This is a genomic window from Hominimerdicola alba (assembly GCF_900109655.1).
In the GTDB taxonomy this organism is placed as follows: Bacteria; Bacillota; Clostridia; order Oscillospirales; family Ruminococcaceae; genus Hominimerdicola; species Hominimerdicola alba_B.
This window is the reverse complement of sequence record NZ_FOAT01000031.1, coordinates 1-13,705: the sequence shown is the minus strand read 5'-3', so window position 1 is coordinate 13,705 and position 13,705 is coordinate 1. Positions and strand designations below refer to the sequence as shown.

15 protein-coding genes are annotated in these 13,705 nt (G+C 42.5%); all 15 read right to left on the bottom strand.

What is annotated here, in order from left to right; all coding sequences use genetic code 11:
- Positions 1-149: 149 nt before the first annotated feature.
- The 15 genes from BMY75_RS16985 to cls all read right to left on the bottom strand — a co-directional run bounded on the left by BMY75_RS16985 (position 150) and on the right by cls (position 13,137).
- Complete coding sequence (locus BMY75_RS16985) at positions 150-338, bottom strand: transposon-encoded TnpW family protein (RefSeq protein WP_074836350.1); 189 nt, start codon at positions 336-338, stop codon at positions 150-152.
- A 223-nt stretch (positions 339-561) separates the two neighbouring features.
- Positions 562-1,032: a hypothetical protein gene (locus BMY75_RS16980; RefSeq protein ID WP_074836348.1), complete on the bottom strand. Its 471-nt coding sequence runs from the start codon at positions 1,030-1,032 to the stop codon at positions 562-564.
- A 255-nt stretch (positions 1,033-1,287) separates the two neighbouring features.
- Positions 1,288-2,373 (bottom strand): MobQ family relaxase, encoded by a 1,086-nt coding sequence (mobQ, locus tag BMY75_RS16975; protein ID WP_278289313.1) that lies wholly within the window; start codon positions 2,371-2,373, stop codon positions 1,288-1,290.
- A gap of 111 nt (positions 2,374-2,484) precedes the next feature.
- Positions 2,485-3,381, bottom strand: coding sequence for a hypothetical protein (locus tag BMY75_RS16970; protein WP_074836344.1), 897 nt, complete (start codon positions 3,379-3,381; stop codon positions 2,485-2,487).
- A 15-nt stretch (positions 3,382-3,396) separates the two neighbouring features.
- Positions 3,397-4,113: a metallophosphoesterase gene (locus BMY75_RS16965; RefSeq protein WP_074836342.1), complete on the bottom strand. Its 717-nt coding sequence runs from the start codon at positions 4,111-4,113 to the stop codon at positions 3,397-3,399.
- Between the two features lie 4 nt (positions 4,114-4,117).
- Positions 4,118-4,837 (bottom strand): hypothetical protein, encoded by a 720-nt coding sequence (locus BMY75_RS17575; protein ID WP_081350606.1) that lies wholly within the window; start codon positions 4,835-4,837, stop codon positions 4,118-4,120.
- A 22-nt stretch (positions 4,838-4,859) separates the two neighbouring features.
- Positions 4,860-5,192: a hypothetical protein gene (locus tag BMY75_RS16955; RefSeq protein ID WP_074836340.1), complete on the bottom strand. Its 333-nt coding sequence runs from the start codon at positions 5,190-5,192 to the stop codon at positions 4,860-4,862.
- A gap of 5 nt (positions 5,193-5,197) precedes the next feature.
- Positions 5,198-5,596, bottom strand: coding sequence for a hypothetical protein (locus BMY75_RS16950; protein ID WP_074836338.1), 399 nt, complete (start codon positions 5,594-5,596; stop codon positions 5,198-5,200).
- A gap of 166 nt (positions 5,597-5,762) precedes the next feature.
- Complete coding sequence (locus tag BMY75_RS16945) at positions 5,763-6,503, bottom strand: hypothetical protein (protein ID WP_074836336.1); 741 nt, start codon at positions 6,501-6,503, stop codon at positions 5,763-5,765.
- Between the two features lie 155 nt (positions 6,504-6,658).
- Positions 6,659-7,597: a leucine-rich repeat domain-containing protein gene (locus tag BMY75_RS16940; RefSeq protein ID WP_074836334.1), complete on the bottom strand. Its 939-nt coding sequence runs from the start codon at positions 7,595-7,597 to the stop codon at positions 6,659-6,661.
- Positions 7,598-7,875: 278 nt separating this feature from the next.
- Positions 7,876-8,652 (bottom strand): hypothetical protein, encoded by a 777-nt coding sequence (locus tag BMY75_RS16935; RefSeq protein ID WP_074836331.1) that lies wholly within the window; start codon positions 8,650-8,652, stop codon positions 7,876-7,878.
- A gap of 87 nt (positions 8,653-8,739) precedes the next feature.
- Positions 8,740-9,246 carry a hypothetical protein gene (locus tag BMY75_RS16930; RefSeq protein WP_074836329.1) on the bottom strand — a complete coding sequence of 169 codons (507 nt, stop codon included), beginning with the start codon at positions 9,244-9,246 and terminating at the stop codon, positions 8,740-8,742.
- Positions 9,247-9,374: 128 nt separating this feature from the next.
- Positions 9,375-10,418 (bottom strand): helix-turn-helix transcriptional regulator, encoded by a 1,044-nt coding sequence (locus tag BMY75_RS16925; protein ID WP_074836328.1) that lies wholly within the window; start codon positions 10,416-10,418, stop codon positions 9,375-9,377.
- Positions 10,419-10,671: 253 nt separating this feature from the next.
- Entirely contained in the window at positions 10,672-11,508 is an 837-nt protein-coding gene (locus tag BMY75_RS16920) for a metallophosphoesterase (protein WP_074836326.1), read from the bottom strand.
- Between the two features lie 9 nt (positions 11,509-11,517).
- Positions 11,518-13,137 (bottom strand): cardiolipin synthase, encoded by a 1,620-nt coding sequence (gene cls, locus BMY75_RS16915; protein WP_081350605.1) that lies wholly within the window; start codon positions 13,135-13,137, stop codon positions 11,518-11,520.
- Positions 13,138-13,705: the final 568 nt, after the last annotated feature.

The following is a 13,705-nucleotide window of genomic DNA, read 5'->3' as shown; positions in this document are numbered from 1 at the left end:
CTGAGGCGGCAATACAATGCTGTGATCTTGTCTTTCATTCATTCCTCTCTTTCCGACGATCACAGCGGATCATTAATATTATAGCACAGATGTTCTTAGATGTCAACGATAAATTTTAAATGACCCGCTGTTTCTACGTTTTTTAGACATTAATTCGACATCGCTTTGCATATCTCCTTTGTTACCAGTCGCTGGAGCAGATCTTCGAGTGACTCACCACATTCGAGGTCGAAGTAGGTTTTGACAATGTAGGTCGTATGACCGATCTTGTACTCCCTCACCGAATTCAGCTCATAGCGCGGGTTCTTCTGTTCTTCTTTTGTAAATGTTGTTTTCAAATTCATTCTCCTCTCGTTTGAGGAGATGATGTTTTTGAAGTGGATCCGTTTTTCTGCCGTAAGGAGTGACGGCAGCTATTTGAAGATTTTACAAGTTTTATCGTGGTTGATGAGACCCCTAAGCTGTTTCCGAAACGCTGTCGGCAAAGGCATGGCGAACTGCTTTCACTGACAGCGATTAATTGTGCATAGGTATCACCCGACCTTTTCTTTACTTATTGATCTATGCTGATTCGCTACCAGCGACCGAATGAACGACCTCGTTCGTGGTGGTAGTTTCAGCATCTTCTTCATTATTATCGTTATCTTCAGCAAGGATAGACTCAGCTGCCGTACTATTTTCATTGGCAGACTGTTCTTCCTGCTTTTTAGCTTTAGCAGCTTCCTGTTCCTTCCGGTGCTTGGCAATGATCTCATCGATGAACTCCACACAATCATCATGCATGAACATGAAATCGATGATCTCACAGTACTTGTCCAGCGGCAGAGATATATCCAGTTTGCTTCTGAACTTCTTGCCGACATCTTGATTTGTCACCATTTCGGCTTTTTCCAGTTCATCGGCAATTTCGGCATCGAGCTTCTTTTTAGCTGTCCGCATGGTTTTCATTTTATTTTGCAGCCGTGTCATCTCATCTTCGTACTCTTTCGACTTCTCGATCTTTTCTTCTGTTGTAAGCTTTTTGTTACTCAATAGCATTCTCCTTTCCTTGAGGGCAATTCTGCCCCTGCTGCATACGCAGCAATTCGCATACACGAAAGTTTGACAGGGCGGTAAGTTTTGCGAATTTTTTATTCGATAGTCATTACCCACCATAACCCCGTAGGGCGCACTTATACAAACTCTTCGAGTTTGAAGTGCGCCAAAGAGGGAAAACTCCCTCTCTGGACTCTCCCTTATGCAAGCGATCCCGCTAGTGTGCCATACGGCACGAGGATGATTTGGGTGTCATAATCGGGGCTTTGGCTTTTTCGGGGGCGCAGATTTTTGTTGCATATCGCCCTGTTTATCCTTTTCGAAGTTCTGCTTCCTGAACTGAGACAGCAGACCGATAGCTTTTTCTTTTTCTGATTTCGGAACAAACAATTCGTATTTATCCTCATTGTAGAAAATGAGTTCGCTAGGGATATTATGACTTTGCAAGTATTTCTCGTACTGTTCCAGCACAGGCATTTCATCATGTATCGTGAAAGCTTCGGACACTTTACATCCTATATTGGATTCGATGTAGTCGATAGTATCCTGTTTATGCTTCGAGCGAATAGCCCGCATTTGCTGTTCAAGCTCTTGAATCTCGACTTCAAGATTGCGCCTGCGTATCCGACGATTCTTGTTTCCCTTGTCGGTCTTGAAGCCCTTGCGCTCAACGGCACAAACCTCGACACCGAGGTGTATCTGTGGCAAGCGGTCAATGCCCTGATCTTTGTAACTTCGGTGATCGACCCGAGCGTCTGAAACGAAATATAGCTTGTGATTACACCAATCAGCCCATCGTTCCCGCCATTCAAGTAGAAGCTTCCGATCATTCCAAGCGCGTTCCTTTTTAGTGAAACCGTTCTTGCCCACGCGGCGGGTGGGCAGCAGAATATGAACGTGAGGATTTCCGTCGCCCTTGTCATGGATAGCAAAATCACAGCACATTCCCTTGCTAACAAAACACTGCTTGCAAAACTGTCTGACCAGATCGATCTGGTCTTCTCTTGACAGTTCGCGCGGTAATGCCGCATTGATGCTACGAGCGGTTTGGGAGTTCTTGCGCTTTTCAGCACACTCGGCATAGTTCCATAGTTTGGCTCTGTTGCTGTATTTGGGTGGCGCATTTGCAGGCAGCAGAATCTCCTTGTGGACAACTTCGTGCTTATTGCGGTAATCGTGAATTTTTCCATCACGCTCATTCTTGATCTTCTCGCCTGCGATGTATGCAGCACTAGCTACGCAACTGCCCCCACTCGTTCGCGTGACCATTTTGACGTTGAAATGATATATTGCGGTTATCAGCCTTCTTTCGATTTGAATTAATCTCAATATGCACATACGTTCGATTGTATAATAGATTATAGCACGGATGTTCGGATTTGTCAATGAACATGAGTACATTCAAATGGACTAAAAAATCCTCTATGAGATCGATCATAGGGGATATTATTATCTTGCAACACCAAGAAGTTCCATAAGCCTTTCTTCACGCAGATCGTGATCTTCGATCAGGATATCATCTATCTCGGCTGCACCGTTTTCATGAGTTTTAATATAATCGCTGACTTTGCACAATATTTGTTCATCGTCATTAAGCTCACCCTCATATATTTCCGCTCTCAGTAACGGCGAAAACAGCTCTCCGCAGTAAATATGCTTTAATGCTTCATAATGCAGACCGTCTTTGTTATAATACAGAATGAATGGCGAACAACAGTCCTCACGGTCGGCGGATATCATAGTCTTCCATATCACAACAGCGTGAATTGTCGGGTGGAACGGTTCTGCGTCAAAGGTTATGATATCTCCGGGATCAAATGGGGTCACAAGATCAAGATCATCGTGATAATATTTTTCACCCTCGATCTCAGCAGCCCAAACACTCCCGTCATGTCCGACAGTAAATAGTGCGGTGTACTCATATTCACCGTTTTTCAAGTCATATCTGGTAATGACATACCAGCTTATTGACGCATAGCCTTCCTCATCGAGATCTTCATCGTTCTTCTCTTCGATTATTGAATTTACAGCCTTATGAAAAGAAACATACGGCGCACTTTCATCACAGTCATCACCGTCTTCTTCGTAATAGTGAACTGTTTTCAGGAATATTGCATCGCCCTGACTATCCATGAGCGACACAGCCTTTTCAAGATATCTGACCGCATTGCTGAGATCAGCACCGCTTTTCTTTGCAAGCCTTTTCATATCATGCAGCTTGTCACGGATATCAGCCCTTGCATACATTATCAGGTCAGCTATCTCCTCGGCTTTCAGATATTCGCTATGTTCTTCCATCCATCTGCGTGAAGTCTCACTTTCGATGTATTTGAGATACTCTGTCAAAATTACCAGCTTCCTTTAGTCTGTTATCCCGACAACTTTATTATAAAGCACCTTTACACGCTGTTCGGGAATATCCATATCCGTATGAAAATGCCCGCAGTACCATTTTTGGTAGGTCACTCGTCTTAATACTTCATCGAGAAAATCTGCTGTCCTGCATGGGGACAGCTTGCGCGAAAACATTGGTATCTGCGCAATTATGCTTTTGGGCAGAGTATGCGTCACGATGAGATCGACTTTATTATCATGTCTTTCGAGATTTTCAAGAGCGGTTTCGATCTCGTCATCGCTCGCTTCTTCTTTGCTCCACCAGCTGACACCCTCGATCCTCCAGCCTCTATCTGTGCTTGCCGCACCGCCGAATGTCAATATCTTCCTGTCTTCTATGGTGTATACCTCGCCCCGCATAAGGTGGATAACATTCGTTGCATGAGGATGTACCTGCACCTTTCCGCCAAACATCTCACTGACTTCCTGCTCGCTCCACCAGTCATGATTATCGTGATTGCCGTCGATGAAAAGCACAGTGTAAGGCTTTTCGCGCAGATATTTTATCCAATTGCTGTACTCGCCGTCTTCACCGTTTGATGCTTCATATTCCGTAATATCACTCGGCAGAAACGGCAGACCGAAATCGCCTGCTATGATAAGTTTATCGTCCGAAGTAAGTCTTGCAGTATCAAGCTTACCCATATCCGCACCGCAGTGGGTGTCTCCTGTCAGATATATCATTTTTTCACCTCAGATCTATCTTTTCCAGCGCATCATACAGCTTCCTGAAAACCAGCTGATTGGGGTAACGCTTGAAATCCGCAAATACCCAGATGCCGTCATGGTAGAAATGCTGGCGAATAGCCGCCGCGCAGCCTGCGCTCCTGCTTTGTCCGTATTCGCACTGACAGATGATATCCTTTCCGCTTTTGTAAGCCTCAACTACGAACCTCGCCATGTCTTTGGCTTCGGAGAAATAAGTATCGTAATCATAGCCCCTGTCGCCAAGCACATCAAGGTCGAGGTCGTCAAGCTCACTGTAAAAAACAGTGTCGCACACTTTGCTGTAGTCAACGTGGGTGTAGTTCTTGTTGATATGCTTTATGGCGGGGTCATAAAAGCTGATGACAGCTGTATTTTCGGGGAATTTCCCCTCTTCGATAAGTGCTTCGGCTTCTTCTCGGGAATATATGGTAACGTGCATATCGAGCCTTGTCTTCCTCAATGCAAGACGGCGAAACCTCACTTTTGCAGTCGCGCAGGTCTGAGCTACCCAATGACTCTCCGTATCAAGCATTTCGGATATCTCCCAGCTAGTCATACCCATGCCGATATTCAGGTAAAGCATTTCCTGAAATCTGTCGGACAGCTTGCTGATTATCATTGATAACCGCTCTGCTGAAAGCGGTTCGGGAGCGTTGATAAATTCGTTGAGCTTTGCCGCGTATTCGGGTGATATTTCCATGCAAAAACTCCTTTCTGTTCGGTCAAAAAACGTCGGTGTAACAGCGATAATGCCTGCTGTTGTCGTACTTTACTGTCACATCTCCAATCAGCCTGAACTTAATCTTGATGACGTCAATGTACTCCTGCCCGATATGGGGGCTCATGTAGATGACCGCTTTTCCCTTGCCCGAAAGCTCCACGCGACCCCGCGGATAGTAGTCAAAGGGCTTGCGGCAGCCTTTCGGGTGGACGATATCCCAGAGCAGTTTGTGATTATAGGTGTCCCCGGATTTCGCAGTACCATCGGGATAACTGCCATCAAAGGGGAATGCAACCAGTTCACCATCGATCAGCCAGAATACACCTTTGTACATTAGCCTCAGTCCAGCCCCTCAATGCTGACCCCAAGATAATCAGCCAGCTCGCCCCAGCGTTTACACTCCTTAACTTCAAGCATACACATCTTGAACATCAGCGCCATTCTCTCTTTGAAAATGGGGTGAACGTTCAGCTCGTTGCAGAGATCAAAAAATCCTTCGCCGCACACAAGTGTGTCTCTATTTACCACCATAACGGATATGAGGGGCAGACCCATGGCGTGGCAGTGCTTGGAAAGCTCGCCGATATGTGCGCCCACATCGTGCCCGGGAGCGCGGAGCGGTATCCCCGTGAGGTCGGATATCTCGCTGTAAGTGATCCTGTACTGACCTCTCGCGATACATTCAAGCAGTACCTTGCCGCAGTTGATCTGAGCTTTTGTCAAAGGCTTGAGTTCCATAGCATTTCCTCCTGTTTTGTTGAAGTCTTGGTGGTTCGTGTTCTTTGTTGTCATTATTATAGCATATGGTATGGGGAGAAAAACGGATATGTGTGAGATGGTGTAAAATATCCCCGATGGGTGGTCGGGGATAGGCAGAATCTATTATTCATTAATCTAAACGTACTTATTGCAGATTTTCAAGAACAGTATTTATAATTTTCTCATTATCTATATAAAACTTTACTTTAGTGCTTATATTTCCCCATTCTATTATTAATTTTTCTGTATTACCACCTTCAATCCATGCGTAAAAATCAACAACAAGATTCGATATAGGTCTACCATCTTCATATAAATATTTAGTATTCTTATCACTTTTTAGATATTCACTTATTTTTTCCTGTAACTCAATATATAATTCTTCGTTCATATTACTCCAAGCGCAATTTATGCGTTTAATTCCTGCAACTTTCTTACACCAATAAAGAACATTATTATCTATAGGTGTATGACAATAAGTAAAATATTCCTCTTTAGCACCGTTAAAAAGTAAGAAATTCTTAAAAGCAATATTTATCAGTTTTTGCGCTTTACCATAAGTAAAATTTACAGATGACTTTTCAAATACTTTAATCATTTCATTACAAGTATCTTTATGCCATTTATCAAATATGTGTTTATCTTTAGGCGCAGATTCATCAAAGTATTTAATGAATCTATCAGTAACATATTTAAGCATTACATCTTTTAATAAATTACCATTCTCGTCCTTCACTTTGCTAATATCTGGAAGCGTGCGTGGAGCCATATCATTATAAGCTGTTTTACATACTACATTTTCAATCTGTTCTTGGTTTGAGATATTACATTCTGTAGATACATAAGGGAATAATACTTTCAGTTTTATCCAATCATTTTTTGTCATAATTGAAACCTCCATCCAACGAACTATCAGTCTCAGCCTCATCGCTGTACTCCCATTATACCACATCGGAAGTTATAAGTCAATTATAGTAAACAAATTAAAATATAAAACATTTTCTCTGAGCTACTTCTGATCCAAATATCTCACCCATTGCTTCACGGATAGTAAAACTCAATAGAATCACGGTCTTCGTAGGTCACTTTGGCATAGCAGTTCATGAATGTTCCGTGTGCTATTCTTTTAACGCTTGCAGGCACATAAACTGATGTCAGCTTGTCACAGAACACGAAAGCAGCGGGTGCTATTTCCCTAACCGTGTCGGGAATGACCACATCTCCGCTTTTTCCGGGAGGACAGCGCAGAAGTATCGTAAATTCATTATTATAGAGTATGCCCTCTTTGCTCGAATAGGTCTGATTGAAAAGATTGACCTCGTATTCTTCCAGATTGGGCGCAATGAGATCACTGTAATCCTCCTCACATAGATCTTGACAGATCATCATCTTTTTCAATGAATAGCAGTGGTCGAATGCATTAGAACCAACGCTGTGTACACCATCGGGAATGCGGATCTCTTCCAGTTTGTGACAACATAAAAAAAGATCATCGCTGAACCCGCATACCTGTGATCCGAATTCAATGTGTTTAAGTGACGTACAATCCATAAAAACTCCAATACCTAAGTGATCAAGCCTGCCGGTTATAATGATCTCTTTAATATTATAACAGCAGCGGAAAGCGTCACTCGAAATCTCCCTGACAGTTTCGGGAACTACAAATCTTTCCGTGACGATACCATTGGGACAGCGTATAAGCCTGGTCTTGTCCTTGCTGTAGAGAACACCGCCCTCGCTGATGAAATTCGGATCGTCATCATCAACGGTTATCTCGGTAAGCTCATCACAATCCCAAAGCACAAAACCATCAAACCAATCAGGGTCAAGACCTTTGGGAAGATGGATCGAAGTGAGATTCTCACAATGATTAAAGGCTTTGAAATGAATATCTCTCACACCCTCAGGAACCACCGCCCTTGTTACGCCATCTTCTTCAATGTACTTTTCCAGCACACCGTCTTTGATAACAAAACCCATATTTAACGCTCCTTTTCACTTGTACCTGTCTGACGCTTTTCTGAGTGTTTCGCCTATCTTCTCACGCAGGGATTTCTAGAACAGAACCATCTTCAGATGTGCGATATTCGCCACCGTGCCGAACCAGTCAACGATATTATTTATTCTGTTTTGTTGAAGTCTTGGTGTCTGTTGTTCTTTGTTGTCATTATTATAGCATATGGTATGGGGAGAAAAACGGATATGTATGAGAGGACAAAAAATATCCCCGATGGGTGGATCGGGGATATAAATGCTTATTATTTATTAAGAATCATATCTATAGTCTCTAACTCTATTTTGAGTTTGACAATTTGACTTCTCAAATCATCATTACAAAACCTATTTCTAATATAATCGTCTTTCAATAGAAGTTTTGTTTTTTGCAAACTGGAGAGTGAAACCAGCAACTCACCACTAATACTATCCAATTTAGCTTCTTCCCATATATAATACTCTGCAAGGAATGGGGGTATATCTTTAAATCTTTCTATCGTTTTAAGTTTATCCCTAAATGATTGTTGAATTGCATCATAATCATCTGAAATATTACTCCATGCTTCATGAATTTCAAGACCAATATTTTTCCTTGCCCACTCCAATATGTAACTATCAAGAACTACATGACAGTGTTCAAAATATTTGTTTTCAGCGTCTCCAAATAAAAATAGATGCTTGAATGTCATGTTTATAAGCTTTTGAGCTTTTCCTCTTGTCATTTTGTTTCCAAAATCATTGGACAACTTACGAAACTCTTTTTTTAAAAAATCACATTGTTTTTTGTGCCACTTATCAAAGCTTTCTGTAGATGTGAAATCTTCAGTTTCAAAGTAACTTTTAAATTTATCGGCTAATTTTAAAAATATTTTTTTTCGCTCATCTTTCTTCTTACCAATTCCAGGAAAATGTCTAGGCTGCATATCCTTATATGCAGGTGTATTAATAACCCCAAAAATATCATCTATATTCTTTATGCTTTTGTTTGAATGATCCACTTCAAACATACAACTTAGGTCATCTTTTTTTACCGTTAACATAAGAATACCTCCATTTAACATAGTATCCGTCCCAACTTTATTACTGTATTCCCATTATAATATCTCCTGATCTAATTACCGCCTTGCTCATTCCTTTTTCAGTAAAATATCAAGATACTCACTAAGATGCTTCATTTCTGTTAATACTTCATCTCTGCTATAAGCGGTCAATTCTTTGCGAAATGTAGTTTCATGATTTGATTCACAGAGCCACTGTATCAGCTTTTCATCGGTAGGTGCGGGTGTTCCATTTTCATCTGCCCATATATAGCCGGGATAGTCTTTGCTTTTTTCTATAATATCATGTGCAAATCTTTTACGTTTTGAGAATTCTTTATTATTTTCGCCGAACCAAATGCCAATAAATAACCTGTTATTACATACAAGCAGTTCTAGACAAGACTGGTTAAATAAATAATCCGTCAACCTTTCTCTATCATTTGAACGCCAGTAGCGTAGGGTAAAAAAGTCACTTCCGTTCTTAGGCTTTGAAATGAGATTCCCGGGATTGTGGTGTTGTTTTAAGTGAATATCTTCCATATTAGCTTTTATATCATTGTGTACACTAATGAGAAAATCACGATCATATTTCATAAACTTATCCTCCGTTCAATAAAGATAAAATTCCCAGCCCCATCGCTGTACCCCCATTATACCACATTGGAAGTTATAAGTCAATTACAACAAACAAATTAAAATATAAAACAAATTTATACCTTGATTCACTTGTACCTGTCTGCCGCTTTTCTGAGTGTTTCTCCTATCTTCTCACGCAGGGACTTCGGAAACAGCACCTCGACCTGGTCGGCGTACTGTATCGCCCAGTGCAGCATAGCATCCTCGCTGACACGCACCCTGACTTCCATAAGATCATCGTCAAGGATATGGATATCCGCACCCGTGCCGAACCAGTCCACGATATCGTTCATAAGATGCCGCGGACATCTGAATGTGCATTTGCCCACTTCACCAGCCCACATATTCGGATGTTCGCGGACATACTCGCCCAGGTCGATGCCGTTTTCAAAACCTTTCAGCGAGCGCACAGATACTGCCTTATTCTCGGTGATATCGATATCCGTTATCCTGTCGGTACGGAAGACGCTTACACCATCATGCCCCGCAGGATTTCCCAGCATATAGTATCGCCCGTTCAGCGAAAGCAGTTTGTAGGGGCTGACGGTGTAGAGCCTTTCCTCGCCGTTATCATCAGTCCGCGGATGCAGCTTAAAATCGGTGCCGTAGTCGCAATAGCGGAACTGCACCTGCTTTTTGTCGATGGCAGCTTCGTTAAGCAGGGATATGGTGTAAAACAGCGACTTGTTCCCGCCGTTTCTCGCAACAGCAGAGGTCATGGCTTTTACGCGCTTTTGGAAGTCTTCCTCACCCAGCTCGGCTATCTTCATAACAAGCCTGTCGCACTGATTTTTCGGCAGATAATTCGAGAACAGCAGGCTGTCGATCATCACACATAACTCGCTCTCGTCCCACTTATGTTCACGTCGGAAGTACCAGTCAGTCATGATATTCTCCTGTGCACCACGCTTGTTTGTGCGATGACGCTCGGTGTATACCAGCGGATAGTCTGCTTCCAGCAGCATGGAAAGATTATGGCGCACAGTCTTTGGGTCAAGCTTCATGCCGTAGTCCTCCAGCACCAAATCGGCTATCTTCTGCTGAGATATCCTGTGTTCCTCGTCGGAGTGTTTTTTCAGCACCTCAAGAATATAGTGCATATACAGCTTTTTCGGCTTTTTCTCTGCCATGATGATACCTCCCTCGTCATTTTTGTTTAGAGTATTATAGCACATCAAAACAGATTTTGCAATAGGAGTATGTACGTTTTTTAGGATATGGTCTATTTGGGGTATAATGAAAAAGCACCATCATGCCTTCATGACATAATGGTGCTTAGTGATCCGCTGTATATCGTCTGTATCAATTATTTCGGTATGGATAAATTACTTCTTTAACGCTAGTCAGATAAAGCTCTCTTCTTTGGCAGTAATAATCATTTTGTTATTTTGTCTTGATTTTCAACAGGTTCAGTTCGGGAGTGTTGAAAAGTCGGAGGGGTATTACGCTATTACCTAATCCTCGGCTGACGTACATGGTGGTATCTCCGCTTTTATATTCCCCTGAGGTATATTTCGGGAAAAAGCCCTGGTCGGGAGCTACTATGCCGCCGATGAATGGCAGGCGGAACTGTCCGCCGTGGGCATGGCCTGTTATTATCAGGTCGGGGGAGGAGAGGGTGTATTCTTCCTCTAAATACTGGGGTTCGTGGGCAAGGACGATATGCAGGGCATTCTCGGGGACGGTTTTTGAAAGTTCAGCGAGAGTGCCGTTATAAAGGTGGTCGTCGCCCAAACCTGTGAGGTAGATGTCGTTATCTAATATCACGGTGGTATTATCAAGGATAGTGACACCTGCGGAATTTATGCCTGAGTACAGCTTTTCGCTTTCGGTCGCATCGAGCCACATTTCGTGATTGCCTGTTATATAGTAGCATGGTGCGATCTTTGTGGCTTGGTTACAGAGTTCGATGGCGGTATCAATATTGGTGTGGTTGCTGTCAACTATGTCACCTGTTATCACGATGATATCGGGAGAGTTCTCCTTTATTTTGCTGATAAGGCGGGAGTTGTTTCTGCCGAATTCTGCATTATGGAGATCGGATATCTGCATGATGGTGAAGCCATCGGATGCGGTGGTAACTTTTGGTGATGTGAAAGTATACTCGGTGACGGTGAGATATTTATTCTGGAAGATGCAGAATATGGTCAGCAGGACGATGACAGCGGAAAGGATAATGATCTTCTTTTTGGTAAGTTTGGGTTTTCTGAATAGCTGCATAGGATCACCTTACAGCATGGGAGCGAATATCCTCAGAATGACAGACATAAAGCGGCTGGCAAAGCTGAGTTCACGGATATCATCGCGGGTTATGCGGTGGCATTTGTTTTTGAAGAGGTCTTCAAAATCCGCCTTGATATCAGGGATACAGGCTGTATCCTGCATGAAAGCTGCGTCTTCAAAATGAAGATAGAGTGAGCGGTAATCGAAATTGATAGTGCCGACCACAGCGCGTTTATCGTCGGAGAGGCAGTTTTTCGCGTGGATAAAACCGGGGACGTACTCATAGACCCTGACACCCATGTTTATAAGTTCAGAATAATAGGAACGTGTGATGCACTGGATATACCATTTATCGGGGATATGGGGGGTTATTATACGGACATCGACACCTGATTTAGCCGCGAGTTCGAGAGAAGTGAGGATCTCGTTATCGGGGATAAAGTAGGGGGTAGTTATATAAAGGTAGTTTTTGGCGTTGTTGATCATGGACATATAGACCATTCTGCCGATCTTTTCGGAATCAAGGGGGGTATCGCTGTATGGGACGATGATGCCCTGAGATTTGGTATTTTCGTCCGGGGGAGTGGGACGGTACTTTTCATAATCGGTGGATTCGTGGGAGATGACTTCCCACATCTGGAGGACCATCATGGTGAGGTTCCACACAGCCTGACCGCGTATCATTATGGCGGTATCCTTCCAGTGACCGAAGCGGATAAGGCGGTTGATATACTCGTCAGCGATATTAACGCCGCCTGTGAAACCGACGTTGCCGTCAACCACAAGTATTTTACGGTGGTCGCGGTTATTCTGGATAGTGGACATCATGGGACGGAATTTGTTGAATATCAGAACTCTGCCGCCTGCTTTTTCGATGGCTTTTTTATCCTTGGCGGGCATGGTGAACTGTGAACCCATGCCGTCCACGATAAGGCGGACTTCAACGCCTGCGAAAGCTTTTTCGATTAGGATATCAACGATCTCGCCCCACATTTCGCCGTCGTCAACAATGAAATATTCCATGAAGATGAATTTTTCAGCCTTGCGGAGTTCGGTAAGCATAGCGGCGAATTTATTTTCGCCCAAGGGGAAATAGGTTATATCCTCGCAGTCATAGGCAGGAAAGCCTGCGCTGTCATCGAGATAGCGTACTATACGGTAAAGCTCGGGATCTGTTTTTTGTATATTTTTTGAAAGTTCCATATCCTCGGGCAGGTAACAGCGTGTGTCAAGATTTTTCTGAACATAGGCATTGGACACCTTGCGCTTGTAGGGCTGGTTTGTCAGGATAAGGTATAGTATCGTTGTAAATACGGGGAAGATCAGCAGGGGAACTATCCATGCAATCTTATAGGCGGGCTGGCGGTCGGTGTTTACTATATATATAGCCACGACGATGCCCAAGGTGGTGAAGAGTACGGAGAGATAATTGTAGTTCTCGTTCAGAATTGTGAACATGATGAATATCTGAACGAACTGGAGCAGAAGTAGTATTATTATAGTAGTCTTCTGGGAGAAAATGATATTTATAAGTTTTTTTGGCTTTTTATGACGCTTTGCGTATTTGGATCTCGGCTTCTTTGAGTTGATGGCGAAGCCATCATTTGAATTTATCTGCTGTTTCACGAAGCTGTCCCCTTTCTTTTATAATGTATATAGAGATATTATAACATCTAAAGGGAGTGAATTCAATAGCTTATTGCATAAATTAATATTATGCACAAAAAACTGAATTATAAGTAATGAACAAAGGAAAATCAAGTTCAGATAAACTAAATAAAATAACGAAGAATTAAAGGAAATTTTTCTTGGAAAGTTAATCTTTTATTTAAAATAAAAGTCGAAAAAGGGGTTGACTTTTGCGCCTAAATGCGCTATAATAATTAAGCTGTCAACGAGAGAGCACGAAAGAGCGAAAGAGCGCAGGAAACTTAGGGATAAGAGAACGAGCGCGGGAGTAGTTCAGAAGAGCGAAACTCAAAAAAACAGCAAAAATTTATCACGAAAACCTCTTGACAAAAAGGAGAAAAAGTGATATAATGAAAAGTACCGCACAAGAGAAAAGTTCAGAAATCGAACTGATCTGAAAAGAAACTTCGAAAAAAGTTCTGAAAAAGGCTTGACAAACGAAGAAAAATGTGGTATAATAAAAAAGCTTATAACGCACTAAAGACTCTGAAAAGAGTTCAAAAAA

Excerpts from the sequence above, each read along its gene's own strand:
- BMY75_RS16935 (WP_074836331.1), bottom strand. The coding sequence starts at position 8,652 with ATGTTAACGGTAAAAAAAGATGACCTAAGTTGTATGTTTGAAGTGGAT.
- BMY75_RS16920 (WP_074836326.1), bottom strand. The coding sequence starts at position 11,508 with ATGCAGCTATTCAGAAAACCCAAACTTACCAAAAAGAAGATCATTATC.
- BMY75_RS16955 (WP_074836340.1), bottom strand. The coding sequence starts at position 5,192 with ATGTACAAAGGTGTATTCTGGCTGATCGATGGTGAACTGGTTGCATTC.
- BMY75_RS16925 (WP_074836328.1), bottom strand. The coding sequence starts at position 10,418 with ATGGCAGAGAAAAAGCCGAAAAAGCTGTATATGCACTATATTCTTGAG.
- BMY75_RS16965 (WP_074836342.1), bottom strand. The coding sequence starts at position 4,113 with ATGATATATCTGACAGGAGACACCCACTGCGGTGCGGATATGGGTAAG.
- BMY75_RS16945 (WP_074836336.1), bottom strand. The coding sequence starts at position 6,503 with ATGACAAAAAATGATTGGATAAAACTGAAAGTATTATTCCCTTATGTA.
- BMY75_RS16940 (WP_074836334.1), bottom strand. The coding sequence starts at position 7,597 with ATGGGTTTTGTTATCAAAGACGGTGTGCTGGAAAAGTACATTGAAGAA.
- BMY75_RS16930 (WP_074836329.1), bottom strand. The coding sequence starts at position 9,246 with ATGAAATATGATCGTGATTTTCTCATTAGTGTACACAATGATATAAAA.
- BMY75_RS17575 (WP_081350606.1), bottom strand. The coding sequence starts at position 4,837 with ATGGAAATATCACCCGAATACGCGGCAAAGCTCAACGAATTTATCAAC.
- BMY75_RS16950 (WP_074836338.1), bottom strand. The coding sequence starts at position 5,596 with ATGGAACTCAAGCCTTTGACAAAAGCTCAGATCAACTGCGGCAAGGTA.
- mobQ (WP_278289313.1), bottom strand. The coding sequence starts at position 2,373 with ATGTGCATATTGAGATTAATTCAAATCGAAAGAAGGCTGATAACCGCA.